The following is a 26,100-nucleotide window of genomic DNA, read 5'->3' on the forward strand; positions in this document are numbered from 1 at the left end:
TCGTCGGGGCGTTTACTTGCCCGCGACGGAGAGGCCGCCAAAACGGATCTGCGGGGCGTAGAAGCCCTTGCTGTCGTTGTGGTGCATGGTGTCACCGACCGCTTCCAGCTCGCCCAGCAGGCGGTAGAAGTTGCCTGCTACCGTGATGCCGCGCACCGGCTGCAGTCGCACCCCATCGCGGCAGAGGAAGCCCGACGCGCCAAAGGAGAAGTCACCGCTCACCGCATCGGCACCCGAATGCAGGCCATCCAGCTTGACCAGCTCCAGATAGTCGCCGCTCTGCACCTCCGCTTCACAGTGAGGGCCCGCGCCAAACACTAGGTGGCGAGCGGTCACATCGAGGGCGCTGCGGGCACCGCGGGCGGCCGAGCCGTTGCTGGCCACACCAAAGTGGCGGGCGGTGGCGCTGTTATGGAGCAGGGTCTTCAGCTCCCCTTCGCCAATCAGCAGCAGATCCGAGCTGGCCGCCCCCTCGCCATCAAACGCCTTGATGTTCATGCCGCTCGGCATATAGACCCTGCTCTCCAGAGTGAGCCAGCGTGACGCCACGCTCTGGCCGATCTTGCTGCGCCAGGGGTTGATCCCTTGTTGGGCCCACTTGCCCGACAGCACACCCTGAAAGCAGCCAAACAGGCTGGCGAAGCAGTTGGTGCTAAAGATGACGCTGTAACGACCGCTTGGTACTGCCTCGCCCGGCAGCAGGTCGCTGGCGACGGCGTAGATCTGCGCGATGAGCCGCTGGCTATCCAGCTCGTCAAAGCAACGGCCATACAGCCCTTGCGAGTGCATCGACTGGCGGCCATCCCGTTCGACCAGTGCCGAGGTGTAGCAGCCGACGCTGAACTCACCGTGCTGGCAGAGGGTGCCCTGACTGTTGGCGAGCCAGAGCTGGCTCTCCCCTTCGAAGAAGCTGTTGTAGGGGGCGCCGCTCACATCGGGCATGGCCAGCATGTCTGACTCCAGGCGCAGGGCCAGAGCGATCTTCTCCTCAATCGGCGTAGTATCGGGTTGATTGATCTCGGCGCAATCTGTGGTGAGCCGGCTACTGGCCACCGAGATGCGCTGATCCGGGTCTACCTTGGCAAAGCGGCTGGCATCTAGCGCATCCTGCAGCATGGCATCGAGCGCCGCCTCATCGAGGGATTCCGAGTAGGCGATGCCGACCCGGCCCTCCCTGATCAGACGAATGCCGAGCTGCTGACTGCTGGTCACCTTGTATTCGCCGAGTTCGCCCTTGTCGGCCTTGAGGGAGAAGGCTCTCTCCTGATTGGCGATGATGTCCGCTTCGGCGTTGAGTTCGGCCACCTTGTCCAGCAGGCGGGTGAGCAGTTGGTTCATGTCGAGTTGGCTCATCAGGCGTTCCCTCCCACCAGAATATTGTCCACTTTCAGCGCCGGCTGGCCCACCGAGGTGGGGACCGAGCCCGAGACCGAGCCGCACATGCCGGCGGCCAGCGCCAGATTGCTGCCCACCATGGAGATCTCTTTCAGCACCTGCGGGCCGGTGCCGATCAGGGTGGCCGACTTGAGCGGTCTGGTGATTTTGCCGTGCTCGATGAGGTAGGCCTCCTGCACGTTGAAGTTGAACTCGCCGGTGCCGGGCTGTACCGAGCCGCCCCCCATCTTTTTGGCGTAGATGCCGTGCTCCACCGTGGCCAGCATATCGTCGAGGCTGTGGTTGCCTGGTTCGATATAGGTGTTGCGCATGCGCGAGGTGGGGGCGTACTTGTAGGATTCGCGCCGCCCGGAGCCGGTGCGGGCGTAGCCCGTCTTGAGGGCCCCCATTCTGTCCACCAGAAAGCCGGTCAGTACGCCATCCTTGATGAGCTGGGTATGCTGGGTCTCCATCCCCTCGTCATCGACGTTGATGGAGCCCCAGGCGTTGCCTTGCAGCCCTTCGTCCACCGCATTGACCACCGGATTGGCGATAAGCTGGCCCATCTTGTCGTGGAATACCGACGCCTTTTTGGCCACCGAGGTGGTCTCCAGCAGGTGGCCGCACGCCTCGTGGAAGATGACGCCGCCAAAGCCGTTCTCCATGATGACCGGCAGGGCGCCGCTCGGGCAGGGAGCCGCGCCCAGCTTCACCAGTGCCTGACGGGTGGCGGTGAGGGCCAGCTCGCGCGGATCGATGCGATCGGCATGCTCCCAGCCCATCAGGGCGCCGGGGGCCTCGTAACCGACGCTCTGCTCGCTCCCTTCCATGGCGATGGTCTGGGCCATGATGCGGTTGTAGTGGCGGCGATCGGCCACTTGCACCCCTTCGCTGTTGAAGATCTCCACCTCCTGCTCCCAGCCCAGCACGTTGCCGGAGAACTGGCTCACCTTGCCGCTCTCGGCGCGGGCCGCCGCATCCATGGCGTGCAGATAGGCGATCTTCTGCTCCAGCAGCTTGTCTGCCGAGAGCGGCAGCTCGACCGGGTTGCGATCGCTCAGGCGGGTGAAATCGAAGGCGGTGGCGGTCACCACGGGGTCGCGGCGGTCTTTGGCCGCCAGCAGGGTGACGATGCGCAGCAGCTCGTCGCGGCTGGCTTGGTTGGTGTAGCCGTAGAGCACCTTGTGGCCGTAACAGAGGCGCACACCGATGCCGAAATCGAGGCCGCCGCTGATGTTCTCTATCTGGCTGGAGAGCAGGCTGAGCTGGCTGCGGCGCTTGCGCTCGACAAACAGCTCGGCGAAATCGGCCCCGAGTGCCAGTGCGTGATCGAGCACGTCGCGGGCGATAGCGGGGGCCAACAGGGAGAATGGAGTCATAGAATATCCTTTTCTGGTCTGTCCGTTTGCTTCCGACATCCGGCTCTGATTGTTATGGGATGTCGAGTCCATTGTTGCAGACCAGCACAAAAAAGTCGCTATAGCGTCATGCGATGATACCGATTGAGAAAATCGGTGCGATAACTGCGCCCGGCGGCCAGGGCCAGGCGCTCAGGGTCGTTTTGCCAAAACGTGGGAAAGATCAGAGCAGGGCGTGAATTTCGCTCAGGATCTGCTCGACCCACTGCTCGATGCGCGGATCGGTCTGGTCATATTGGTTGGCATCATCGAGGGCCAGCCCGACGAAGTGACGGCCATCGTCGATCAGTGCCTTGGAGGCATCGAATTCGTACCCTTCGTTGGGCCAGTAGCCCACCAGCTTGACCCCTTTTGGCACCAGCTGAGCGTGCAGCATGCCGAGGGCGTCCTGGAACCATTCGCCATAACCGAGCTGATCGCCGAGGCCAAACAGGGCCACGATGCGTCCCTCCAGATGGAGATCGGCGATATCTTCCCAGCGGGACTCCCAGTCCTCCTGCAGTTCGCCAAAATCCCAGGTGGAGATGCCGAGGATCAGGATCTCGTAATCCTCCATCCGGCGCAGGGAGACATCCTTGATATTGTGAATATCCACCAGCTCGGGGCCGATGAGGGCGCGGATCTTCTCGGCAGCCATCTCGGTGTAGCAGGTGGTGGAACCGTAAAACAGACCAATCTTCATCGCTCTTCTCTCTGTTGGCGCTTTCTCGCTTGCTTTTGGCGCGTTCTCGCATGCTCGTGTGGGCAGCGCCATGTTGGCAACACGATGGGTAACGTAAGGGGAGGGCGCCAGTCTAGCAGATTGCCATTCGACCTTCACCGCCCGGCAAGGGGCGTGGCATACGAGCCTTACCTTTCCAATGAAAGTGCCTTGTCTTTCCAAGGAGTTGGCGCGTTACAATGGGCCATCTTTCCCCTGATTGCAGCGCACCATGAGCAAGCCTGACCCCCATCCCCTGATTGAACCCTTCCTCGATGCCCTCTGGCTGGAGCGGGGATTGTCTGACAACACGGTCAGCTCCTATCGCAGCGATCTGGAGAAGTTCTCCCTTTGGCTCGACGAGCAGGGGAGCTCGCTGCTGCTGGCGGGGATGGACGAGATCCAGCACTACCTCGCCTGGCGGGTCGATCACCAGTTTGCGGCCAGCAGTACGGCCCGCTTCCTGTCGGCCCTGCGCCGTTTCTATCAGTATCTCAACCGTGAGAAGCTGCGCAGCGATGATCCGACCGTGCTGCTGGGGGGGCCCAAGCTGCCGAAAAAACTCCCCTCCGATTTAAGCGAAACGGAGGTGGATGCGTTGCTGAGTGCGCCGCTGGTGGATGACCCGCTGGAGTTGCGGGACAAGGCGATGCTGGAGCTGCTCTACGCCACCGGGCTGCGGGTTTCCGAGCTGGTGGGGCTCACTGCCGAGCATGTTAGTTTGCGTCAGGGCTTGGTGCGCGTAGTGGGCAAGGGCAACAAGGAGCGGCTGGTGCCGATGGGCGAGGAGGCGATGCACTGGCTGGAGCGTTACTACCGGGAGGCCCGCACCCTGCTGCTGGGGGGCACCAGCTCGGATGTGGTATTTCCCTCCAAGCAGGCCCGTATGATGACTCGCCAGACCTTCTGGCATCGCATCAAGCTCTATGCCCTGCGGGCCGGGATTAACGGCGAGCTATCCCCCCATACCTTGCGCCACGCCTTTGCAACCCATCTGCTCAACCACGGCGCAGACCTGCGGGTTGTGCAGATGCTGCTGGGTCACGCGGATCTCTCCACTACCCAAATCTACACCCATGTGGCCAACGAGCGACTCAAGGCGCTGCACGGGGAGCATCACCCCAGAGCTTGAGTGGCTGGCCTCCCAAAAACAAAAAACCGCCAGCAGGCGGTTTTTTATCTCTACACGACAGGAGATGGCGCTTATTTCCCTTGCTGGGATTTCAGCAGATCACGGATCTCGGTCAGCAGCTCCTGATCCTTGGTTGGGCCTGCCGGGGCGGCGGCTTCCTCTTCCTGCTTTTTCTTGAGGGTGTTGATGGCTTTCAGTCCCATGAAGATGGCAAAAGAGATGATCAGAAAGTCGATGATGGTCTGGATGAACTTACCATAGGCGATAACTACGGCGGGTGTTGCACCTTCTGCGGCCTTCAGAGTGACCGCCAGGTCGCTGAAGTCCACGCCGCCCAGGATCAGGCCGATGGGCGGCATGATTACGTCACCGACAAAAGAGGAGACAATTTTGCCGAAGGCGGCACCAATGATGATACCGACCGCCATATCGATGACGTTGCCGCGGGCGGCAAAGGCTTTGAACTCTTGAATCAGACTCATTATTTCCTCCGAAATTAAACAAGATAGCGCGTTGATTACCCTTACCAAAGGGCGAACTCTTGTCAGGAAAAACAGAGGCTAAGCCGCGTTATTCCTGTCGTCCTGACTAGCTTGCGGGCGTTATGAGTCCTTGGCAATCGGGGGGAGCCATTTTTTTGGTACAAAGTGATATTAATTTTTTGGTAAGTAGCTGGTTGAATGATGAGCTGTGCTGCTGTAGTTTGCTGGGTCGATTCATTCATACCACGTGAGTAAACAAGTGAAGTATTTACTACTGGGAATGATGCTTTTGTGCACATTTGCTGCCAGAGCGGGGATGGATACCCAAGCCTTGAAACAGACCATCACGGCCCGGCTGGGGGTTCCCGTCTATCTGGTTGAACCGACCCCGATTGCGGGGTTGTATATGCTGGGCACCTCACAGGGGGTGCTCTACAGCGATGCCAAAGGGGATTATGTGGTGCAGGGGGTCATGCTGGATATGACTCGCGACATGAAGAACCTGACCATCTCGGGTATGCGCGAGCAGCGCCGACTTGGGCTGGCGCAGGTGGCTCATGCCCCCATCGTGCTCAAGGCCCGTGATGAGCGTCACCGGGTTGCACTGTTTCTCGGCGAGCAGGATGCCAAACGTCGTCAGCTCTCCGGCACCTTGCAACACCTGCAGGCATCCGGGGTGAGCGTGGCACTCTATCCGGTGATTGATCACGCCGAGCGGGCCGCCGACTGGTGCAGCGATCCCCTGCTGCAAAATGATCCGTTAAAAGCCTATTTGCCTCAAACGGCATGTAGTGAGACCCTTATCCAAAATATTGGCCTGAGCCAATGGTTGGGGGTCAAGGTACTGCCGGCCTGGGTCTCCTCCGACGGGGATCTGGTGCGCGGGTATCAGAGCCCCGAACAGCTGCTCAAGATACTGGATCATATTGATGTCCCTGCAAATCCGTCGTCGTCCGCGAGTTGATGATTCCCATCTGCCTGCCACTTTGCATCCTCTGCTTCGCCAAATCTTCGCCAGCCGTGGCGTAGAGGATCCCGCCCTGCTGGAGCGCAGCGCCAGCCAGCTGTTGCCGCCCCAGCGCCTCTATGGGATGGAGCAGGCGGTGCCGCTGCTGGCGGATGCCCTGATTGCCCAGAAACGGATCCTGATTGTCGGCGACTTCGACTGCGATGGTGCCACCAGTTCGGCGCTGTGTGTGCTGGCCCTGCGCGCCATGGGGGGTCGCCACATCGATTTTCTGGTGCCCAACCGCTTCGAGTTTGGCTACGGCCTCACCCCCGAAATTGTTGAGCTGGCGGTGGCCCGCGGCGCCGAGTTTCTGATCACGGTGGATAACGGCATCTCCAGCATCGCCGGGGTGGCGGCAGCCAAGGCGGCGGGCATGCAGGTACTGGTTACCGATCACCATTTACCGGGTCAGGAGCTGCCTGACGCCGATGCCATCGTCAACCCGAACCAGCATGGTTGCGATTTCCCCTCCAAGTCGCTGGCCGGGGTGGGGGTAGCCTTCTACCTGATGGCGGCCCTCAACACCCATCTGCGTCAGCTCGGCTGGTACGAACGGCAAGGGTTGCGAGCCCCCAATGTGGCGGATTACCTCGATCTGGTGGCCCTCGGCACGGTCGCCGACGTGGTGGCGCTCGATGGCAACAACCGCATTTTGGTCCATCAGGGCTTGCAGCGGATCCGGGCCGGGCGCTGTCGCCCCGGCATTCAGGCGCTGGTGGATGTGTCGGGCCGCGATGGTCGTCGCCTCACCGCCGCCGACCTCGGTTTTGCACTGGGGCCACGCCTCAATGCGGTGGGCCGTCTCGATGACATGTCCCTCGGGGTCGCCTGTCTGCTCTGCGATGATCTCAATCTGGCGCGCCAGCTTGCGGCCGAGATGGACAGCCTCAATCAGGAGCGCAAGGAGATCGAGCAGGGGATGCAGCAGGAGGCCCTCGCCACTCTGGAGCAGATCCGGTTTCGCGATGGCGAGGTGCCGTCGGGCATAGTGCTGCACCGCAACGAGTGGCATCAGGGGGTGGTGGGGCTGGTGGCTTCCAAGGTGAAGGAGAAGTACTACCGCCCGGTCATTGCCTTTGCCGAGAGCAGCGAGAGCGAGCTCAAGGGCTCCGGCCGCTCCATCCCCGGCGTGCACTTGCGCGATGCGCTGGAACTGCTCGATACCCGCCACCCGGGCCTGATGGGCAAGTTTGGTGGCCATGCCATGGCGGCGGGGTTGACCCTGCCCAAGGCCAACATTGAGGCGTTTGGTCGGGCCTTTGAGGCGGTCATCAGCGAGCTGGTGATGCCGGAGCTCTTGACCGGGGTGCTGCTCACCGATGGCGAGTTGTTGCCGGATGAGCTCAATATCGAGCTGGCGGAGCTGATTCGCGCCTCCGGCCCCTGGGGTCAGGCCTTCCCCGAGCCGCTGTTTGACGGCGAGTTCGTGCTGGTGCAGCAGCGGCTGGTGGGGGAGAAACACCTCAAAATGATGCTGACCACCGATTCCGGTCACGCGGTGGATGCCATCGCCTTTGGCGTCGATCTCAAGCGCTGGCCCGATGCCACGGTCAAACGGGTGCGGCTTGTCTACCGGCTTGACGTCAACGAGTGGCGCGGCAACCGCAGCGTGCAGCTGCTGGTGGAGCATCTGGAGGCAGCCGGTCTCTGAGTCAAGAGCATCGCAGCCCTATCGCTGACAACGGCCACCCTCGGGTGGCCGTTTTTGTTGGCGGATCTCTGGAAAAGGGCGTTGACCTGTCTATAGCTTTACAGTTTAAGCTCGTCTCTATCGGGTCACCTGAGGGCCCGCACCGTGAGTGATTGCCATGAAAATATCCGAACTGGCCCGCCGCTGCGGCCTCGCCCGCTCCACCCTGCTCTATTACGAGAAGCTGGGGGTGATTGCCGGCACCCGGGCCGCCAACGGCTATCGCCACTATGACGAGGGGGATCTGCAGCGACTGCAGATGGTGCAGGCCCTGCAGGCAGGTGGTCTCAGCCTCAAGCAGTGCCTCGCCTGTCTGGCTGGCGAGATAGATCAGGCGGCATTGCAGGCCCGGGTCAGGGAGCTGGATGAGGAGCTGGCGCGGATGCAGCGCGCCCGGGATCTGTTGGCGGATCTGGCAGGGCTGCGCCCGCGCTCCGGTGAGGAATTCAAGGCCTGGCAGCTGCAACTGCAGCGCGAGGCACCGGAGGCCTACTTCGCGTGGGTGATGAAACAGGGTTTTAGCGAGAAAGATCGCTACCACTTGCAATGGTTGAGCAAAGATATGAATGAACATGAGCGTTACATCAAAGACTTTATCCAGCTGCTGGATGGCATGAGTTACTGGGGGCCGGGGGATCGCGCCTTCACCCAGCAGCAGTTTGCCGCCTTGCCCATTCGGCCGCGCCGGATCCTCGACATGGGCTGCGGGCGCGGTGCCTCGACCATGGCGCTGGCTCAGGTGACCGATGCCGCCATTGTGGCCATCGATCTGGAAGAGGAGGCGCTGGCCGCCGTGGCGCACTCCGCCCGTGCAGCAGGCTTTGAGCATGTCTCCACCCTCTGCGCCAACATGGCGGCACTGCCGGACGATCTGGCCCCGGCCGACCTCATCTGGGCAGAGGGGAGCGCTTACGTGATGGGGGTTGCCAATGCACTGAAGGCGTGGCGTCCGCTGCTTGCGAGCCCACAGGCTTGCATCGTGCTGAGTGATGCGGTCTGGCTGACCGATAACCCGCCCGAGGAGGCATTGGCATTCTGGCAGCAGGATTATCCCGCCTTGCAGACGCTGGCGGGCCTGCTTGAGACGGTACAAGCGGCAGGCTACCGCTGCCTGTCACACACTCCCTTGCCGATGAGCGCCTGGAACAACTATCTGGACCCTATCGAGGTCAATCTGGTGCGCTATCGAGACGAGCTGGGGGAGAGCCCCGCCTGGCAGGACTTGAGTCGGGAAGTGGCCATCCACCGCCAATATCTGGGCAGTTACGGCTATGTGATCTGCTGCCTGCAAAAAGATGCGTGATTAGCTGTCGTAAAAAAACGAGGCGCCTGCGGGCGCCTCGTTGTTTATCAGGGATGGTGGATGGCCATTACAGCTCGCGGGCCCAGGGGTGGGCCTTGGGGCGCAGCGCCAGCGCCAGACCCAGCAGCAGTACGGTCAGGCCATAGAGGGGCCAGCTGCCAAAGCGCATGTAGGGGGTCTCGCCGTGGGCGGGACGTACCTCGCTGCGCAGCACGCCCGCTTCAAACTGCGGGATCTGGCCGATGATGCTGCCGTCGATCTCGGTGACGATAGTGATGCCGGTGTTGGTGTCCCGCAGCAGCGGACGAGCCAGCTCCAGCGCGCGCATCCGGGCGATCTCCATATGCTGCCAGGGACCGATGCTGGTGCCGAACCAGGCATCGTTGGAGACGGTCAGCAGGAAGTCGGTATCGGCATTGACGTTGCGGCGTACCTCCTCCGGGAAGATGATCTCGTAGCAGATGGCGGCGGCAAACTTGAGCCCCTTGGCGATCAGGTTGGGCTGCACTTCGTCACCCCGGCTGAAGGAGGACATCGGCAGGTTGAAGAAGGGGGCGATGGGGCGCAACAGATCTTCAAATGGCACGAACTCGCCGATGGGCAGCAGGTGGTACTTGTTGTAGCGGTTGGGGTGGTTGTAGAAGTAGGACTCCTTGCCATCCGCATCCTGCACCCCCATGCCGAGCACGGTATTGTAGAAGCGCTGTTGCTGCTCGTCGTAGTGAATGATCCCAGCCAGCAGGCCGGTATCGTTCACCTTCATCGCCTTGTCCAGATTCTCCAGATAGGGGCCCATCGCCTTCTCGATGGCCGGGATCGCCGATTCCGGCCAGACGATGATGTCGGCATCCTGATTCTCGCGGCTCAAGTCCTGATAGGTGCGCACCGTGGGGGCCAGCGCCTCCGGATCCCACTTGAGGGACTGGGCGATATTGCCCTGCACCAGTGCCACCTTGACCGGCTCGCCACGGGTCACCCAGTTGAGCTGCATCAGACCGTGAGCACCGGCCACCAGCATGGCAGGCACCGCCAGCCAGAGAGGGGAGCGGGACTTCCACACCAGCCAGATAGCGGAAGCGGAGAACAGCAGAGCAAGGGTGATGCCCTGTACCCCGAGAATGGGGGCAAAGCCCTTGAGGGGGCCGTCGATCTGGCTGTAGCCAAACCAGAGCCAGGGGAAGCCGGTCATCACCCAGCCGCGCAGCCAGTCAGCCACCAACCAGAGGGCCGGGAAGGCGAGCAGCCAGCGGCTCCAGTGACGGCCGCCAAAAAAGCGGGCAAAGACCCAGCAGGCGAGCGTCGGGTAGAGGGCCAGATAGGCGGAGAGCCCGGCCAGCAGCACAAAGGCGACCGGCAGCGGGATGCCACCAAACTCGGTCATGCTGACGTGGATCCACCACAGGCCCGGCAAAAAGAGTCCCATAGCGTAGCCAAAACCGCGCCAGGCAGCCTGTTTCGGCGTGGCTTTGTCCAGCAGAGCGTAGAGGCCAAGCAGGGAGGGGATCACCAGCGGCCAGTAGCCGAAGGGGGAGAAGGCCAGCACGGCGATGGCGCCAGAGGCCAGCGCGCTAAGGCTTAACAGAATTTTGGAAGTAACAGGGGATATTCTCACGGGCGATGGTGCTCGTCTTGGTGTGCAACTGGGGTCGAATGGCCGGTATCTTAACCTGTAAGCGTGGCAACGGCGAGCCTCGATGCCGGTGGCAGAGAGCACAACGCCCCGAGGTCGGGGCGTTGTTTCACACATCGAGCAGAGCTGCCTATTGCGGCTCGGATTGCGCCGCCGCGTGGTGTTCGGGGATCTTCACCTGCAGTTGCTGCAGACGGCGCCGGTCGGCATGCATCACCTTGAACAGGTAGCCGTCCAGCTCAATCTCCTCGCCCTTCTTTGGCAAGTGGCTGAAGGCGTGCATTACCAGACCACCCACAGTATCCACCTCTTCATCGCTGAATTTGGTGCCGAAGAAGTCGTTGAAATCCTCGATCTCGGTCAGGGCGCTGATGGAGAAGACCCGCTTGCTGAGGCGGCGGATTTCGTCCGGCTCATCCTCGATGTCGTCAAACTCGTCGTCGATCTCGCCAACGATCAGTTCCAGTATGTCTTCGATTGTCACCAGACCGGAGACGCCACCAAATTCGTCGACCACGATGGCCATGTGGTAGCGCTCTTCACGGAACTCCTTGAGGAGACGGTCAACCCGTTTGCTTTCAGGCACGATCACCGTGGGGCGCAAGATTTTCTCGAGCTGCAGCGGCTCGCTGGCGTGATGGCCGCCAAACCCGAAGGGGAGCAGATCCTTGGCGAGCAGTATGCCCTCCACATGATCCTTGTCCTCGTTGATCACCGGGAAGCGGGAGTGACCGGACTCGATGATCACTGGCAGGATCGCATCCACCGGTTGGGACTTCTCGATGGTCACCATCTGGGAGCGGGGGATCATGATATCGCGCACGCGAAGATCGGCGATCTCCAGCACCCCCTCGATCATGTCCTTGGTATCCTGATCGATGAGGTCGCGCTCTTCGGCATCGGCTATCACGTCTACCAAATCATTGCGGTCTTTTGGCTCGCCCTGGAAGAGTTGGCTGAGTTTGTCGAGCCAGGTTTTCTTCGGCGAGCCGGTACTAGGGTGATCGTCGGTCATTTTCTCTCTTGGTTACTCGTATGAACACACTTGAAATAGTTCGGGTTATATAAGGATGGCCATATGCTGTTTCAAGTCGATGACCGTCCGGCGTTTTACTCTTCGTCGTTCAGATAAGGATCGGCAAAACCGAGCTCCTGCATGATGTCGCGCTCAAGCGCTTCCATCTCTTCGGCTTCCTCATCCTCGATATGGTCATAACCTAGCAGATGCAGACTGCCGTGCACAACCATGTGGGCCCAGTGGGCCATGAGGGGCTTGCCCTGCTCCTCGGCCTCGCGCTCTACCACCTGACGGCAGATCACCAGATCGCCGAGCAGCGGCAGCTCCAGACCGGGTGGCGCCTCGAACGGGAAGGAGAGCACGTTGGTGGGCTTGTCCTTGCCGCGATAGGTGAGGTTGAGTTCGTTGCTCTCCGCCTCGTCGACGATGCGCACCGTCACTTCAGCCTCCTGCTGGAAGCCGAGAATGGTGCCGTCGAGCCAGCCTTGCAGCTGGGCTTCGGTGGGCAGGCCGTCAGTGCTGGCACTGGCCAGTTGCAGATCCAGGGTTACGCTCATTGCTCACTCTCTTTGCTGGAGTTTGTTTGGCCGGCCACCTTCTCGGTTGCCTGTTTGGCATCGAATGCCTCGTAAGCCTGCACGATACGGGCCACCACCGGGTGGCGCACCACGTCTTTGGACTCGAAGAAGTTGAACGACAGACCATCGACCTTTGGCAGCACTTCCAGCGCGTGGCGCAGGCCGGATTTGGCGTTGCGCGGCAGGTCTACCTGGGTGATGTCGCCGGTGACCACGGCCTTAGAGTTGAAGCCGATGCGGGTGAGGAACATCTTCATCTGCTCGGTGGTGGTGTTCTGGGCCTCATCGAGAATGATAAAGGCGTCATTGAGGGTTCTTCCGCGCATATAGGCGAGCGGCGCCACCTCGATGATATTGCGCTCCATCAGCTTCTCGACCCGCTCAAAGCCCAGCATCTCGAACAGGGCGTCGTAGAGGGGGCGCAGGTAAGGATCCACCTTCTGGGAGAGATCGCCGGGCAGGAAGCCCAGCTTCTCGCCTGCTTCCACCGCTGGGCGGGTCAGCAGAATGCGGCGAATTTCCTGACGCTCCAGTGCATCCACGGCTGCCGCGACCGCCAGATAGGTCTTGCCGGTACCGGCTGGGCCTATGCCGAAGCAGATATCGTGGCGCACGATGTTGGCAATGTACTGAGCCTGATTGGGGCTGCGTGGCTTGATGAGACCGCGCTTGGTCTTGACCGTCACCTCCTTGCCATAGGGGATGCTCGGCGCCGGTTCGTCATCCTGCTCCAGCACCCGCGACTCCTGAATGGCCAGATGGACCATGTCGGGGGTGATATCGGTCACCTTGCCACCCTTGAGGGGCTGGGTTTCCACATAGAGGTGCTTGAGGATGACGGCGGCGGCATCCAGCTGGGCCGGTTTGCCCACCAACTGGAAGTGGCTGTCACGGTAGCTGATCTCGACGCCGAGGCGGCGCTCCAGCTGCTTGATATTGTCATCGAAGGGGCCGCACAGGCTGGCAAGGCGCTGGTTGTCGGCGGGCTCCAGATGCAGATTCAGGGTCGAGATGTGTCGGCTCAAAATATCCTCGTCTCAAGGCGTTCCCCATCCGCCGGGCGCATGGGGAGGAGGGGATTAATGGGGAGTGAAGGCGGCAACGCCCAGCTCGTCCGGTACGTTATCCGGGCGACGGGCCAGGATTTCGCTCGGGGCGGTGGCGATCCGCAGGTTCATCTCGCTTTCGCCGCGGATGAACTTGCCGCGCAGGGAGTTGGGACGTACCTCGGTGATCTCCACGTCGGCAAAGCCGCCGATCAGGGTGTGCTGGCCTTCGAAGTTGACTACCCGGTTGTTCTCGGTGCGGCCACACAGCTGCATCGGGTCGAGCTTGGAGGGCCCTTCCACCAGGATGCGCTGGGTGGTGCCCAGCATGGCGCGGCCAATCTGCATCGCTTGGTTGTTGATGACGTGCTGCAGGCGGGCCAGACGGGCTTTCTTCACTTCCATGTCGACATCGTCGGGCATGTCGGCGGCCGGCGTACCGGGGCGCGGACTGAAGATGAAGCTGAAGCTCATGTCGAAACCCACATCCTCGATCAGCTTCATGGTCGCTTCAAAGTCTTCGTCCGTCTCGTTCGGGAAGCCAACGATGAAGTCGGAGCTGATGGTGATGTCGGGACGGGCGGCACGCAGGCGACGGATCTTGGATTTGTACTCCAGGATGGTGTGCGGGCGCTTCATCATTGTCAGAATACGGTCGGAGCCGCTCTGCACCGGCAGGTGCAGGAAGCTGACTACTTCCGGGGTGTCTTTGTAGACTTCGATGATGTCGTCGGTGAACTCGATCGGGTGGCTGGTGGTGTAGCGAATGCGATCGATACCGTCGATGGCGGCCACCAGACGCAGCAACTCGGCGAAGGTGCAGATGCCGCCATCAAAGGTCGGGCCGCGGTAGGCGTTGACGTTCTGGCCGAGCAGGTTCACTTCGCGCACGCCCTGCTGGGCGAGCTGGGCGATTTCGTAGAGCACGTCGTCCAGCGGTCGGCTCACCTCCTCGCCGCGGGTGTAGGGCACCACGCAGTAAGTACAGTATTTGGAGCAGCCTTCCATGATGGAGACGAACGCGGTGGCCCCTTCGGCGCGCGGTTCGGGCAGGCTGTCGAATTTTTCGATCTCGGGGAAGGCGATATCAACCTGGGCACCACGGCCCTCTTGCACTTCCTTGATCATGGCGGGCAGGCGATGCAGGGTCTGCGGGCCGAACACGATATCCACATAGGGAGCGCGCTGGCGGATGGCATCGCCCTCCTGAGAGGCAACACAGCCACCCACGCCGATCACCAGACCGGGCTTGTTGGCCTTGAGCTTTTTCCAGCGTCCCAGCTGGTGGAACACCTTCTCCTGCGCCTTTTCGCGGATGGAGCAGGTATTCAGCAGCAAGACATCTGCCTCTTCGGGCTCTTCGGTAAGGGTGTAGCCATTGCTGGCATCCAACAGGTCGGCCATTTTGGACGAGTCATACTCGTTCATCTGGCAACCCCAGGTTTTAATGTGAAGTTTCTTGCTCATTGCTTCTCTTGACTTGTTTTGAAATCGGCATGGTCAAAGGACCGCGCATTTTACTCCGCAATCTGGATACTGCCTAGCTAATATCCAGCTGGCAATGGTGCTCACCCGATACCTGTTGCCAGCAAGCTCAATAAGCTTTCTCCTTGATTTGACGCAGCAATTCCCCGTTTGTCTCACTGTTTATCAGTCGCCCTTGCGCTATCATGCAGCCATCCGGTTCACGTCCGGGCGCTGTCGCCGGACGCACCCTTTCAGGAATAAATGTATGGAACAGTGTGATATCGCCATCGTCGGCGCCGGTATGGTGGGCGCCGCCACCGCCTGCCTGCTGGCAGCTCAGGGCCTCTCGGTGCGGGTCATCGAGACCCAACTGCCGGAGCATTACGCGCCGGAGCAGCCGCTGGATCTGCGGGTCTCCGCCATCAGTCAGGCCTCGGTGGCGCTGCTGGAGCAGGCCGGTGCCTGGCACCATCTGCAGCAGATGCGGCTCTGCCCCTACCGCCGGCTGGAGACCTGGGAGCTGGACGGTTTTGCCACCCGCTTCAATTCCGCCGATCTCGGTCTGCCCCAGCTCGGCTACATCATCGAAAACCGGCTGGTGCAGCTCGCCCTGCTCAAACGGATGGAGGATTTCCCCACCATCCAGACCCACACCCCGGCGGCGGTGACCAGCCTGCGCCAGAGTGCAGATGAAGCTGTGCTGACTCTGGACGATGACACCGAGCTGGCGGCCCGCTGGGTGCTGGCTTGCGATGGTGCCGAATCCCACACCCGCAAGCTGGCGGGTATCGGCGTATCGCGCTTCGAGTACCGCCAGCACTGCATGCTGATCAATATCGACACCGACTTTGCGCAGGAAGATATCACTTGGCAGCAGTTCACCCCGAGCGGCCCGCGCGCCTTCCTGCCACTACCAGGCCAGCACGGCTCTCTGGTGTGGTATGACAGCCCGGCCCGGATCCGGGCGCTGGCAGCCATGAGCAACGAAGGGCTTGCCGCCGAGGTGCGTCGCCACTTCCCAAGCCGGCTCGGCGGATTTACCGTCACCGGCAAGGGGAGCTTCCCGCTGGTGCGCCGCCACGCCAACGACTATCACGCCGGTCGGGTGGTGTTGCTTGGCGATGCTGCCCACACCATCAACCCGTTGGCGGGGCAGGGGGTCAACCTCGGCTTCAAGGATGTAGCCTGCTGGGCTGATCTGCTGCAAGGAGCTGGCGCCGACTGGCATCAACTGGCGTTGGCCGAGCGTTACGAGCGGCGCCGTCGCCCCGACAACCTGCTGATGCAGTCGGGAATGGATCTCTTCTACGGGGTATTCAGCAACGAGATTGGCCCCCTCAAGCTGGCCCGCAATCTGGCCCTCAATCTGGCGGATAAAGCTGGCCCCTTAAAGGAGATGGCGCTGCGCTATGCACTGGGGCTGGTTTGACAGGTAGAAACCAGATAGCACGGGCTGAATGCGCGAAGGAGCAAAGGTGATGAACAAGGCACTGCTGGTGATCGATTTTATCAACGACATCGCCCACCCCGACGGGCGCATTGCCGCCTCCGCAGCCCACGTGGTGGAGCAGGATGCCATTGCGCATGCCAATCAGGCGCTGGCCCATGCCCGCGCTCATGGCTGGTTGTGCTGATCAAGGTGGGCTTTGACGGCGGCTATCAACTGCAGCCCAAGGGGTCTCCCATGTTTGGTCGCACTCACCAGTTGGGGGCGCTCTCTTTGGCTGACAGCGGCACCGACTTTCATCCGGATCTGGATGTGCCGCCCGGCGATCTGGTGCTGACCAAGCCCAGGGTCAGTCCCTTCTATGGCACGGCGCTGGAGCCTGCGCTGCGGGCCAATCACATCGACCACCTCTATCTGTGCGGGGTGAGCACTAGCTGGGCCATTCAGGCGGCAGCGCGGGATGGTCACGATCGCGACTACGCCATCACCATTCTGGAGGATGCCTGCGCCGCCGCAGATGCCACTGAGCATCACACCTCGCTGCGGATGCTGGGTCGCATCGCCGAGATCATCAAGGTGTCCCGGCTGGCTTGATCCTTAACGCAGGCTGCACCCGATCACCGTTTTGAGATTGACTCTGCGGCCCCCTGTCGGGCCGCAGCACTTTTGGGCAACATGATTGTCGGGCAAGATAGTGCTCACATGGATAACAACAAGGATGGACAGATGCGTTATCAGGGACGGATCGCGAGCTGGAACGAGGCGCGCGGCTTTGGATTTATTACGCCGGAGCAAAATGGCGCCGAGCAGGCAACCAATGGATCACGCAGTGCGGGGCTGTTTGTGCATGTTACGGCGCTGCAATCAGATGGCCGGGTGCCAGAGCCGGGGGAGCGTGTCACCTATCTGATCGGTAGTGGCCAGGATGGCAAGCCAAGGGCGTTACAGGTCTTTTTCCCCGATCGCCCGCTCACGTTGGCGGATGCCGTGCCCTCGGCCGCATCATCGGCGGCGCCATCATTTCGGGCGGTAAGTCAGCCGCCACGACCCACTTCTACCAGAGAGCGGAGTAACCCCTATCGACGTCGCAAGAGCAGCTGGAGTGGCAAATTGATCCCCCTGCTGGTGCTCGTCGGCCTTTTTTCCATCTATACCCGTTTCTCGGCCGAGTCGATGGCGCCATTGCCGGTCTCCTCTTTCAATCAGGAGGAGGTCAGCACGCCACAGGCAACGACCTTTATTCGCCAGTGTGATGGTCGGCAGCATTGTTCCCAGATGACCTCCTGCGAGGAGGCAATCTGGTTTTTGCAACATTGCCCGAACACCAAAATGGATGGAGAGGGCGATGGCATCCCTTGCGAAAATCAGTGGTGTGGTCATTAAATGTGACTTATCAAATACATATGCTCATGATGTGCTCTTGTTATCCGGAACAGGGAAACTGGCCTGAAACCTTGCCGGATGGTGTTCGATGGTGAAATTTGGTCTCAGTTGGCTAAGTGGGAATGGGGTGCTTTACTCTATCTGCTGACTCAATTGTTAATAGATGGCGGTATGCCACTTTTGCCACAGGATGGCCACCATGGCGGATGATATACAGAAGCGGCAGAGTCACTTCGCCGAGCGAGCCCATCATCTGGCTGCGCTGCTGGATTCGCTGGAAGACCAGATATCGGTGATAGATCGGGATGGCGTGATCCATTACACCAATCTCGCCTGGGATCTGTTTGCCGAGCAAAACGGCATGCCCAAGGGATATAACTGGATTGGGGTCAATTATATGGGGGCTTGTGACGCTGAAGCCGAGCCCTCTGGATTGGCTGCCGTGGAGGGGATCCTCCGGGTTATCCGTCATCAGCAGGAGAAGTTCTATCTGGAATACCCCTGCCACAGCCCCGACACCCAGCGCTGGTTTATGATGCGAGTCGCGCCGGTCCCCGGTCTTGATGCCGAATATTTTTCCATCGCCCATATCAATATCACCGAGCGCAAGCTGCTGGAGCTGGAAGTGGAAAGCCTCTCCCTCCACGATCCTTTGACCGGACTGGCTAATCGGCGGCTGTTCAACAGTTTTTTGCATAACGAGTGGCGGCGCAGCATGCGGGAACATACCCCGCTCTCCCTCATCATGCTGGATCTGGATAACTTCAAGGCGTGCAATGACCATCTTGGTCATCAGATGGGAGATGGCTCGCTCCAGCTGGTGGGCCATCTTCTGCAATCCTTCTGCCAGCGTCCGGCGGATCTGCCCTGCCGTTTTGGTGGTGACGAATTTGCCCTGATCCTCGGCAATACCGACCAAAATACGGCCCAGCGGATTGCGGAGGAAATCCGCCAAGCCATCAACGATCTCGACATCGTGGTGGCAAATAATATTCAGCTTAGCGCCAGCATTGGCATTGCTACCTACACGGCAGAGCAACTGCTGGAGGGGGAAGGGGCGTTGCTGGCTGCGGCCGATGCGGCGCTTTATTGCGCCAAGGGGGCGGGTAAAAACCGTAGCCACTGCGCCAGCTGTTGAGCCGCATTGCCGCTTTTGTCCTGCATGCGCCCCCTTGATGGGGGCGCACTGTTTTGACGTGGCACGATGTTGGCTACCAGCGAGCGTTGGTTTCAGCGCTCGGGCGTGGCCGACACCGGCAGGGGATGGCTGGCGATCACCTGCCTGACGAAGTGATCCCGGATGGGGTCGGCAAAGTCCGGATTCCATACCATGCTGACCTCCCACTCGGAGCTGGGGCCTGAGAGGGGATAGAGGGTGACATCGGGCCCTGCGATAAAGCTGACGCTGCGCGGCAGGATGGCGTTGCCGATGCCCGCCGCGACCAGCGCCACCAGCGTCTGGATATCTTCGGCCTCCTGAACCATGCCGGTCAGCCGATTGGCGCCGAGAAAACCGGCGATCTGCTGGCTGAGACCGGGGCAGCGGTGGCCCACCATCTGCAACAGGGGTTGACTGGTCAGTGCCTGCTGGACGTCGAATGCGGTCGGGTCTGGCTCGCTCATCCGTGTCGGCACCGCCAGCACCAGCCGGTCGATCAGCAGTCTGTGCTCCTGCAACTGCGGCGTCTGAGGTCTGCGCATAAAGCCAAGCTGCAACTGGCCGGAGAGCAGCTGCTCCTGCTGGATGGCGGAGGGCATATCCTGCAGATGGACCATCACGTCCGTGACCTGCTGTTTGAAGCGGGCCACCAGCGCAGGGGCCAGTGCGAAACTTGACAGACCGAAGCCAATCTTGAGCCGACCGGCCACGCCGCTCGCCACCGCCAGCGCATGGCTTTCGAACTCCCGACCGTGCTCGACCAGCGCACTCGCCTGAGTGAGCAGCTGGGCACCGAGCGCTGTCAGCTCGGCGCCGTGGCGACCCCGCTTGAACAGGGTGCAGCCCAGTGTCTGCTCCAGCCCCTGGATCTGCTTGGTGAGGGCCGGTTGGGTGATAAAGAGGCGGCTGGCCGCTTCCCGGTAGTTGGCGGTGTCGGCCAGCGTCACAAACGCCTGCAGTTGCCTCAAGTCGAATTTCATTCCAATTGGTTATCCAAAGTAGTGATTTATTGATTATAAATTATCTAATCGCCTTGTTCTAATGGCGTGGCAAGGGGGGAATCGCCCTCCTCTGAACCGGAACAAGGAGCCATATCATGTCTACCCAACGCTATCTCTTTTTGATCAAGGGCACGCTGGTGCTGGCCCAGCCATTGGTGGCCCCGGAGACGGGGGAGCTGCTCGCCAGCCTGTTGCAACAGGGGTTTGTGGTCGGCCCCTTGCAAGTGTGGGCTGGCAGTGCCGAGCAGGCGTTGGCCTGTTATGAGCGTGCCGCCCAGCAGCAGGCCTTTGCCGATGCACTCTCTGGCTCTCTGCCCGAGCTGGCCGGGGTGCCTGTATGAGTGCTGGCATGAACACGATCACCCTGTCGGTATCCGCCCTGCTGCTCGATATGGATGGCACCCTGGTCTGCTCGACCGGCGATGTGGAGAAGGTGTGGCGGCTCTGGTGTCAGCATCATCAGCTTGCCCCAGAGCCGGTACTGGTTATGTGCCACGGTATGCGTTCACGTGAGGTGATCCGGGCGCTGGCCCCGCAGCTGGATGTGGAGCGGGAGGCGGCGCGCCTCGACGAGCTGGAGATGCTGCATACCGGTGGCGACGCCATCTTTGGGGCTGGCGAGTTGCTGCGCCGCTTGCCGCCAGAGCATTGGGCCATTGTGACCTCCGCCAGTGAGCGGGTTGCTCGCCATCGCCTGAGTTGTGCCGGTTTGCCGCTGCCCCATGTACTGGTGGGGGCCGAAGCAGTGATCAATGGCAAGCCCGATCCCGAGCCCTATCTGCTGGGGGCTGAACGGCTTGGCGTCTCGCCCGCTCGTTGCTTGGTGTTCGAGGATGCCTCGGCCGGTATCGAGAGCGCCCTGCGTGCAGGTTGCACCGTGGTGCAGGTAGGGGACGATGCGCCGCTCAATCCGGCGGTGGTGGCGGTGATCCGCGACTGGCGCGAGGTGAAGGTGGCGTTGGGGAAAGTCGAGTCCCTGCTGGTGACGCTGCTCACCTGAGCGGTGGATAGAGCGTATTACGACCGCAGATTGCGGTATGAACCATCGCCATCAACACTGTATGCCGCAATAAAAACGCCCCCGAGATGCGGGGGCGTTTTGCTTTCTCAACGGTTATTTGAAAACGCGGAAACGGGTAGCGTCGTCGATAAAGGTCTTGTCACCGGCCGGTTGCTTGATGCTGCCAAAGGGCATCTGGGCGCGCAGCAGCCAGCTGGCGGGCAGGTTCCACTCCTTGCGTACCGCCTCGTCGATCAGCGGGTTGTAGTGCTGCAGGGAGGCACCGACTTTCTCCTGCGCCAGCGTTGTCCAGACCGCAAACTGGGCGATGCCGGTGGCATGTTCCGACCAGATGGGGAAGTTGTCTGCGTAGAGGGCAAATTTTTGCTGCAGATCCTTGATGACGTCGGTGTCTTCGAAGAACAGCACGGTACCAAAGCCTGCGCGGAAGCTGCCATCTACCTTGGCCTCACTCTGGGCGTAGGCTTCCGGCGGCACAATCTTTTTCAGCTCGGCTTTGACGATATCCCACAGCTTGTGGTGCTGGGCGCCAAACAGGATGACGGCACGGGAGCTCTGTGAGTTGAAGGAGGAGGGGCTGTGCCTGATGGCATCCTGGATCAGGGCCGTCAGCTGCTCCGGTGTGTGGGACACCTGGTCGCCCAGGGCATAGATGGTACGACGTGCTTTGATCTGTTCGATAAACGGACTGCTCATAACATCTCCTTGTTCTGCTTGGCGTTGCAGCCGGTGATGGACGGTTTGTCCAGCACCGGCCGAATCAGGTATAGACTATAACACCCGCAATGCAGAGCGGGGTTAACCCGGGGTAACTAGCGTTTTTCCTGTCAGTTGATATTCGTTTGCGAACCATGACGTTTCGTTAGTGTTGGAAGTGTCATTTAAGGGGCGCGAAAGTGATATTAATCAATGATTCACTCTCCTTTCTCTCCCACAATCCCCGTATGTTTTCTTGGTTCGGATGTGATGTGAGCCGTTCGTATCTCAATAAACGCTACTATGTGCTGGTCCCCCTCTCTGCATTAATTGGTTTGATGATCCTGATAGTGACGATCATCATGGCTATTGCCAGCTATCTGAGGGATATCGATATGACGGTATCCGGCTTCGGCCACATGGCCTCCTCCGTTGAAGCGTCCCTGATCCACGAGATGGTGAAGGTCAATGAGCGGCAACTGGCAGTGTTGGAGGCCTCGCTCGACAAGGAGAAGATCGCTCGCGGCGGGCTGGCCGACTCCCCCATCTGGGCCATTGCGCACAAGATCAAACCAGGTAACCACTACATCTACTTTTACAACCTGAACGCGGATCGTATCGACAGCTACCCGGACTGGCTACCGCCCCCCGGTTATCAGGCGGCGCTGCGACCCTGGTATCAGGTGACCACCATGCCGGGCGACGAGCTCGTCTGGTTTGGCCCCTACCCTGAATACAATACCAATGAATTGATACTCAGCCTGATCAAACGGGTGCGGGACGATCAGGGGCAACTGCTGGGGCTGCTGATGGTCGACATGTCGTTCGACTCGCTGCAGCAGGCGCTACAGCGGACGGTTGGTGGCAATCAGGCCGCACTCTATCTTACCTTGCGCGACAGCGGCCAGCTGGTGGTGGGCAGCAATATGGATCTGCTGGCAGATCACCCTATCGAGCAACATCAGGGCCAGCAGTGGCTCGGTCTGGATGTGTTGTGTCATGGCACTTTCCTGAAGCGCGAGCTGGCGGATATTGGCTGGGATCTCAATATCTATCTGCCGCCCGTGCTGTTTCGCAACAGCCTCTATGAGGCGCTGCAGATGGTGGTTTTGCCATTGATCTCCCTGTTTGCCATCTGGTGTTGCACACTTAGTCTGCTGGTGCGGATCTTCCGCCAGGAGCAGGCGCTGGTGTCGGGTTCACTGACCGGTATCGTGCGCAATCTGGAGAGTTCTCCCCCCATCACCAAGGCCAATACCTGGTTTGTGCGACGCAGCCTGAACGAGATCGATCAGGTCAGGGCCAGCTTCCTCAAGGGGCAGGATGCGCTGTTGCGGGACCCTCTGACCGGTATCATGAACCGGCGAGCCTTCGAGCAGCACAAGAGCGCGCTGGAGCTGAGGGGGGAGCGCTTCTGGCTGCTGCTGTTTGATATTGATCACTTCAAAGGACTCAATGACAGTCGGGGTCATGCCTTCGGCGATCAGGTGCTATGTCGGGTGGCCAATTGCCTTGCTGATGTGCTGGGGGTGAGCACGGTTTACCGGATTGGTGGCGATGAGTTTGCCGCTCTGCTGCAACAGCCACAGGATGAGCTGGCGGAGAAGCTCAATTGTCTGCTGGACGTAGTGCGACATCAACAGTGGCGTGAGCACAAGGGACAGGTCACCTTGAGTATCGGCGGCGCCTGCCATTCACCCGTTGCCGACCCCATCTTCGAGCGTGCTGATGCAGCCCTTTATCGTAGCAAGGAGGCTGGCCGGGACTGCTGGCATTTGGCGGATGAGGCTGCTGACTGACAGCTTTTGTCCCAGCGCGGCGGGCCTGTGCCGGGACACGACAACCAGATTGTGGGTCACCCTGCCGTAATAGTTTGGCTTTTTGGTGATTTTAATCTTTAAATTCAATCGCTTGATTTTACTCTTCCATTTTTGGCAGTAGCCGTGCGGCCATTGACTGTCGCATCCCTCATTTCTACTGGCTGGCGAACCCCGTGGCGCTTTGTATAGTGCCGCTGAATATTAATCAGGTTTGACAGGAGTACCCATGGAGATGAATTCGCGTGCTCTTCGCGCACTGGCACTGCTGGGCGCCTTGCTGGCTGGCAGCACGACCGTGCACTCCTCCGAGACCCTCAATACCATTTTGGGTGGCGGCGCAGGCGGTGTAGCGGGCACCATGATCGGTAAGGAGCTGGGTGGCGATACCGGTGCGCTGGTGGGGGCGGCATTGGGCGGTGCTGCTGGTGGTGCGGCGACGGCCAACAAGGGCAACAAGAATGAAGCGGCCCTTGGCGGTGCGGTGGGGGCGCTGGGCGGTGCCGCCATCGGCAAGAGTGTCGGTGGTGATACCGGTCAGCTGATCGGCGCCGGGGTCGGCGGGGCGAGCGGTTCTGCCATCGGTGCCAAGACCGGCGATGGTCACAAGAGCCAGGATCGCTATTACGATGATGACGACGATCATCACCATCACAAGCACCACAAGAAGTACAAAAAGCATAAAAAGCACAGATGGCATGACGACGATTGATGCGTGTGCAGTGAGTGCGGAAGATGCAAAACGGGGCCTGTTGGTCCCGTTTTGCATGGTGTGGTCACTCGATTTTGCGGTGACTCGCTCGTGCGGTTACACCAGCCGGTGCTGGCGGCGACCGGCGGCAAAGGCGTTGATGTTGTCGATCAGCTGATCGGCGAGACGCTGCATCGACTCTTCGCTGGCCCAGGCCACATGGGGGGTCAGAATGAAGTGAGGGTATTGCAGCGCCTTCATCAAGGGATGGTCGGGTGGCGGGGGTTCGACGCTTGCCACATCGAAACCGGCGCCACCGAGGCGGCCGTTGGCCAGCGCTTGCAGCAGCGCCTCCTCATCCACCAGCCCGCCACGGCCGACGTTGATCAGCAGGGCGCCCGGTTTCATCAGATCCAGCTCCCGCTCGCCAATCAGGTTGCGGGTGTAGGGGGTGAGCGGGCAGTGCAGGCTGATCACATCCGAACTTTGCAGCAACTCGTCGAGGGGCAAGCGATCCTCGTCGTGACTGGCGCCGACCTGGCTCTGGGCGTAGCGTACCGTCATCCCCATTCCCTTGGCCCGCTCGCCGAGCGCCTGTCCGAGCGTCCCTTTGCCGATGATGCCAAGCTGCTTGCCGTGCAGATCCATGATGTTGTGGTCGAAGAAGCAGAACTGTCCGCTCTGTTGCCAGCGCCCCTCCAGCAGCGACTGGCGCCAGCAGAAGAGGTTGCGCGACAGGGCCAGCATCAGCGCCATGGCGTGCTCCGGCACCGAGGGGCCCGAGTAGTTGCGGATATTGCACACCCCGATGTTGGCGGCGCGGCACGCCTCAAGATCCACGTTGTCGCTGCCGGTGGCGGCGAGCGCGATGAGTTTGAGCTCTGGCAGCTGGGCCAGTTCGGCGGCGCCGATCCGTACCTTGTTGATGATAGCGATGCTGGCATCTTTGAGCCGTTCCACCACCTGTTCCGGGGTAGTACTTGGATAGCTCTGCCAGTGGTGGGGGAAGTCGGGGTGATGCAGGGTGATGCCCGCATCCAGGGTATCGCTGTCGAGAAATACGATTTGCTGCATGGACCTTCCTGCCATTGTTCAGGTTCGAGAGGCCATGATGCCAAAGAGGATGCGGTCAGGGCCAGATCGTCGCCGTGGCAGGGTTGGGCTTTATCCGGCAGATGTGAGCTGGCGCGCGCTTTATTGCGCCACGGTGGCGGCTGGTTTAGAGCCAGCCCAGATGGTTGAGCCAGCCCTGAATGCGGGTGGGGGTCTCCTCCAGCTCCATCAGTGCGTAGGGGCGATAGTTGAGCTTGTTGCTGCGCCGGCTCTCGCTTTTGCGGGCCTCGGCGGCCAGCAGTGGCCAGCGACCGCCATCCTCCTGATAGAGGTCCAGGGTGGGGATGGCCGCCTGAGCCACCTGTTTGGCCAAGGTCTGGTTGCTCTGCTGGTTGGGGAAGAAGCCATCGAGCAGCACCAGCGCATCGGGGGCTGGCAACTGTTCGCTGGCGATGAGGTTGGCTGTCCAGGCGGCGCCGGTACCTTGCGCCAGGATCAGCTTGAAGCCCCCCTCCTGCAGCTTGGCATCGGCCAGCTTGCTGATCCGCTCGGCAAACTGCTTGCGAAACTCATCGCTGTTTTTCGCTTTTTTCTCGGCGGCTGGGTCCAGTTCGGTCTGTTGGGGGGAGGGCAGCAGCAGCAGGGTATCAAAGCCCAGTCGACGAGGGCGCGAGTCAGTTGCCAGAGCTGGCCGCTGCGCTGCCAGTCGGGCAGTAAAATGGCGAGCCCCAGATAGTTTTCACTGTCGTGTCTGGCGAACAGCACCGTCTGCTTTTCGATCCGGGTGGCTTCGGGTTGCCCTTTCCAGTCGCTCGCTTGCCAGTGATCGAGGGGCATTGGCTCGGCAACGGGGGGCGCGACCTCGCTCGCCTCTGCCCCATAGCCAGCCAGCAAGGTCAATAACAGCAGTGATAAGGATAATCTGGCCATAGTGTGCTCCCCCGGTTATCTGGGTTAGCGGCTGCGGCGGGATTTTCTGAAGGCA

23 protein-coding genes and 2 pseudogenes are annotated in these 26,100 nt (G+C 60.8%); 12 read left to right on the plus strand and 13 right to left on the minus strand.

Features of this window, described 5'->3' with window-relative positions:
* Nucleotides 1-12: 12 nt before the first annotated feature.
* The 3 genes from WBR25_RS04750 to fldB all read right to left on the minus strand — a co-directional run bounded on the left by WBR25_RS04750 (nt 13) and on the right by fldB (nt 3,474).
* Complete coding sequence (locus tag WBR25_RS04750; RefSeq protein ID WP_479749490.1) at nt 13-1,353, minus strand: TldD/PmbA family protein; 1,341 nt, start codon at nt 1,351-1,353, stop codon at nt 13-15.
* Complete coding sequence (locus WBR25_RS04755; RefSeq protein WP_479749491.1) at nt 1,353-2,753, minus strand: TldD/PmbA family protein; 1,401 nt, start codon at nt 2,751-2,753, stop codon at nt 1,353-1,355. Before WBR25_RS04755 ends, WBR25_RS04750 begins: the two co-directional genes overlap by 1 nt.
* A gap of 202 nt (nt 2,754-2,955) precedes the next feature.
* Nucleotides 2,956-3,474, minus strand: coding sequence for a flavodoxin FldB (gene fldB / locus WBR25_RS04760; protein WP_307896335.1), 519 nt, complete (start codon nt 3,472-3,474; stop codon nt 2,956-2,958).
* Nucleotides 3,475-3,724: 250 nt separating this feature from the next.
* Between fldB and xerD the strand changes: the two genes are divergently transcribed.
* The gene (gene xerD / locus WBR25_RS04765; RefSeq protein ID WP_307896336.1) at nt 3,725-4,624 is read left to right on the plus strand and encodes a site-specific tyrosine recombinase XerD; all 900 of its coding nucleotides are present in this window, start codon (nt 3,725-3,727) and stop codon (nt 4,622-4,624) included.
* 71 nt (nt 4,625-4,695) lie between these two features.
* Here the strand turns inward: xerD and mscL are convergent, their stop codons facing one another.
* Nucleotides 4,696-5,106, minus strand: coding sequence for a large-conductance mechanosensitive channel protein MscL (gene mscL, locus WBR25_RS04770; RefSeq protein WP_047438040.1), 411 nt, complete (start codon nt 5,104-5,106; stop codon nt 4,696-4,698).
* Nucleotides 5,107-5,422: 316 nt separating this feature from the next.
* Between mscL and WBR25_RS04775 the strand changes: the two genes are divergently transcribed.
* The 3 genes from WBR25_RS04775 to WBR25_RS04785 all read left to right on the plus strand — a co-directional run bounded on the left by WBR25_RS04775 (nt 5,423) and on the right by WBR25_RS04785 (nt 9,108).
* Nucleotides 5,423-6,070: a disulfide isomerase DsbC N-terminal domain-containing protein gene (locus tag WBR25_RS04775; RefSeq protein WP_005335146.1), complete on the plus strand. Its 648-nt coding sequence runs from the start codon at nt 5,423-5,425 to the stop codon at nt 6,068-6,070.
* Nucleotides 6,036-7,766 carry a single-stranded-DNA-specific exonuclease RecJ gene (gene recJ / locus WBR25_RS04780; RefSeq protein WP_479749492.1) on the plus strand — a complete coding sequence of 577 codons (1,731 nt, stop codon included), beginning with the start codon at nt 6,036-6,038 and terminating at the stop codon, nt 7,764-7,766. Before WBR25_RS04775 ends, recJ begins: the two co-directional genes overlap by 35 nt.
* Nucleotides 7,767-7,923: 157 nt before the next feature.
* On the plus strand, nt 7,924-9,108 hold the full coding sequence (locus WBR25_RS04785) for a MerR family transcriptional regulator (RefSeq protein ID WP_307896338.1): 1,185 nt from the start codon (nt 7,924-7,926) through the stop codon (nt 9,106-9,108).
* A 67-nt stretch (nt 9,109-9,175) separates the two neighbouring features.
* On the opposite strand, the gene lnt is transcribed toward WBR25_RS04785, so the two are convergent.
* The 5 genes from lnt to miaB all read right to left on the minus strand — a co-directional run bounded on the left by lnt (nt 9,176) and on the right by miaB (nt 14,847).
* Nucleotides 9,176-10,720 carry an apolipoprotein N-acyltransferase gene (gene lnt / locus WBR25_RS04790; protein ID WP_307896339.1) on the minus strand — a complete coding sequence of 515 codons (1,545 nt, stop codon included), beginning with the start codon at nt 10,718-10,720 and terminating at the stop codon, nt 9,176-9,178.
* 148 nt (nt 10,721-10,868) lie between these two features.
* Nucleotides 10,869-11,753: a CNNM family magnesium/cobalt transport protein CorC gene (corC, locus tag WBR25_RS04795; protein ID WP_005354092.1), complete on the minus strand. Its 885-nt coding sequence runs from the start codon at nt 11,751-11,753 to the stop codon at nt 10,869-10,871.
* A gap of 95 nt (nt 11,754-11,848) precedes the next feature.
* Nucleotides 11,849-12,313 (minus strand): rRNA maturation RNase YbeY, encoded by a 465-nt coding sequence (ybeY, locus tag WBR25_RS04800; protein WP_005354089.1) that lies wholly within the window; start codon nt 12,311-12,313, stop codon nt 11,849-11,851.
* Nucleotides 12,310-13,359, minus strand: a complete 1,050-nt coding sequence (locus tag WBR25_RS04805; RefSeq protein WP_157162094.1) for a PhoH family protein — start codon at nt 13,357-13,359, stop codon at nt 12,310-12,312. The genes ybeY and WBR25_RS04805 overlap by 4 nt, the downstream gene beginning before the upstream one ends.
* Before the next feature lie 54 nt (nt 13,360-13,413).
* The gene (gene miaB / locus WBR25_RS04810; protein WP_005335132.1) at nt 13,414-14,847 is read right to left on the minus strand and encodes a tRNA (N6-isopentenyl adenosine(37)-C2)-methylthiotransferase MiaB; all 1,434 of its coding nucleotides are present in this window, start codon (nt 14,845-14,847) and stop codon (nt 13,414-13,416) included.
* Nucleotides 14,848-15,112: 265 nt separating this feature from the next.
* On the opposite strand from miaB, the gene WBR25_RS04815 reads away from it, so the two are divergent.
* The 4 genes and pseudogenes from WBR25_RS04815 (at nt 15,113) to WBR25_RS04830 (ending at nt 18,815) form a co-directional block, all read left to right on the plus strand.
* Nucleotides 15,113-16,276: an FAD-dependent oxidoreductase gene (locus WBR25_RS04815; RefSeq protein ID WP_307896340.1), complete on the plus strand. Its 1,164-nt coding sequence runs from the start codon at nt 15,113-15,115 to the stop codon at nt 16,274-16,276.
* Nucleotides 16,277-16,325: 49 nt separating this feature from the next.
* A pseudogene (locus WBR25_RS04820) lies at nt 16,326-16,888 on the plus strand (cysteine hydrolase family protein).
* Between the two features lie 132 nt (nt 16,889-17,020).
* On the plus strand, nt 17,021-17,677 hold the full coding sequence (locus WBR25_RS04825; RefSeq protein ID WP_307896821.1) for a cold shock domain-containing protein: 657 nt from the start codon (nt 17,021-17,023) through the stop codon (nt 17,675-17,677).
* Between the two features lie 199 nt (nt 17,678-17,876).
* Nucleotides 17,877-18,815: a sensor domain-containing diguanylate cyclase gene (locus tag WBR25_RS04830; RefSeq protein WP_307896341.1), complete on the plus strand. Its 939-nt coding sequence runs from the start codon at nt 17,877-17,879 to the stop codon at nt 18,813-18,815.
* A gap of 92 nt (nt 18,816-18,907) precedes the next feature.
* Here WBR25_RS04830 and WBR25_RS04835 read toward each other — a convergent pair whose 3' ends face one another.
* A complete protein-coding gene (locus WBR25_RS04835; protein ID WP_257124470.1) occupies nt 18,908-19,816 on the minus strand; it encodes a LysR family transcriptional regulator in 909 nt (302 codons plus the stop codon).
* 116 nt (nt 19,817-19,932) lie between these two features.
* On the opposite strand from WBR25_RS04835, the gene WBR25_RS04840 reads away from it, so the two are divergent.
* Together WBR25_RS04840 and WBR25_RS04845 are read left to right on the plus strand one after the other, a co-directional pair.
* Nucleotides 19,933-20,178: a hypothetical protein gene (locus tag WBR25_RS04840; RefSeq protein WP_129503447.1), complete on the plus strand. Its 246-nt coding sequence runs from the start codon at nt 19,933-19,935 to the stop codon at nt 20,176-20,178.
* A gap of 8 nt (nt 20,179-20,186) precedes the next feature.
* The gene (locus WBR25_RS04845) at nt 20,187-20,837 is read left to right on the plus strand and encodes an HAD-IA family hydrolase (RefSeq protein ID WP_479749493.1); all 651 of its coding nucleotides are present in this window, start codon (nt 20,187-20,189) and stop codon (nt 20,835-20,837) included.
* Nucleotides 20,838-20,951: 114 nt separating this feature from the next.
* Here the strand turns inward: WBR25_RS04845 and WBR25_RS04850 are convergent, their stop codons facing one another.
* Nucleotides 20,952-21,554 (minus strand): nitroreductase family protein, encoded by a 603-nt coding sequence (locus WBR25_RS04850; protein WP_005348028.1) that lies wholly within the window; start codon nt 21,552-21,554, stop codon nt 20,952-20,954.
* 248 nt (nt 21,555-21,802) lie between these two features.
* Between WBR25_RS04850 and WBR25_RS04855 the strand changes: the two genes are divergently transcribed.
* Together WBR25_RS04855 and WBR25_RS04860 are read left to right on the plus strand one after the other, a co-directional pair.
* On the plus strand, nt 21,803-23,353 hold the full coding sequence (locus WBR25_RS04855) for a sensor domain-containing diguanylate cyclase (RefSeq protein ID WP_162516197.1): 1,551 nt from the start codon (nt 21,803-21,805) through the stop codon (nt 23,351-23,353).
* 247 nt (nt 23,354-23,600) lie between these two features.
* A complete protein-coding gene (locus WBR25_RS04860; protein WP_069526422.1) occupies nt 23,601-24,083 on the plus strand; it encodes a YMGG-like glycine zipper-containing protein in 483 nt (160 codons plus the stop codon).
* Between the two features lie 96 nt (nt 24,084-24,179).
* Here WBR25_RS04860 and WBR25_RS04865 read toward each other — a convergent pair whose 3' ends face one another.
* On the minus strand, nt 24,180-25,136 hold the full coding sequence (locus tag WBR25_RS04865) for a D-2-hydroxyacid dehydrogenase (RefSeq protein WP_236288913.1): 957 nt from the start codon (nt 25,134-25,136) through the stop codon (nt 24,180-24,182).
* Nucleotides 25,137-25,281: 145 nt separating this feature from the next.
* Nucleotides 25,282-26,045: pseudogene (locus tag WBR25_RS04870) on the minus strand (DUF3530 family protein).
* Nucleotides 26,046-26,100 lie beyond the last annotated feature (55 nt).

This window comes from Aeromonas sp. MTB (assembly GCF_056632455.1).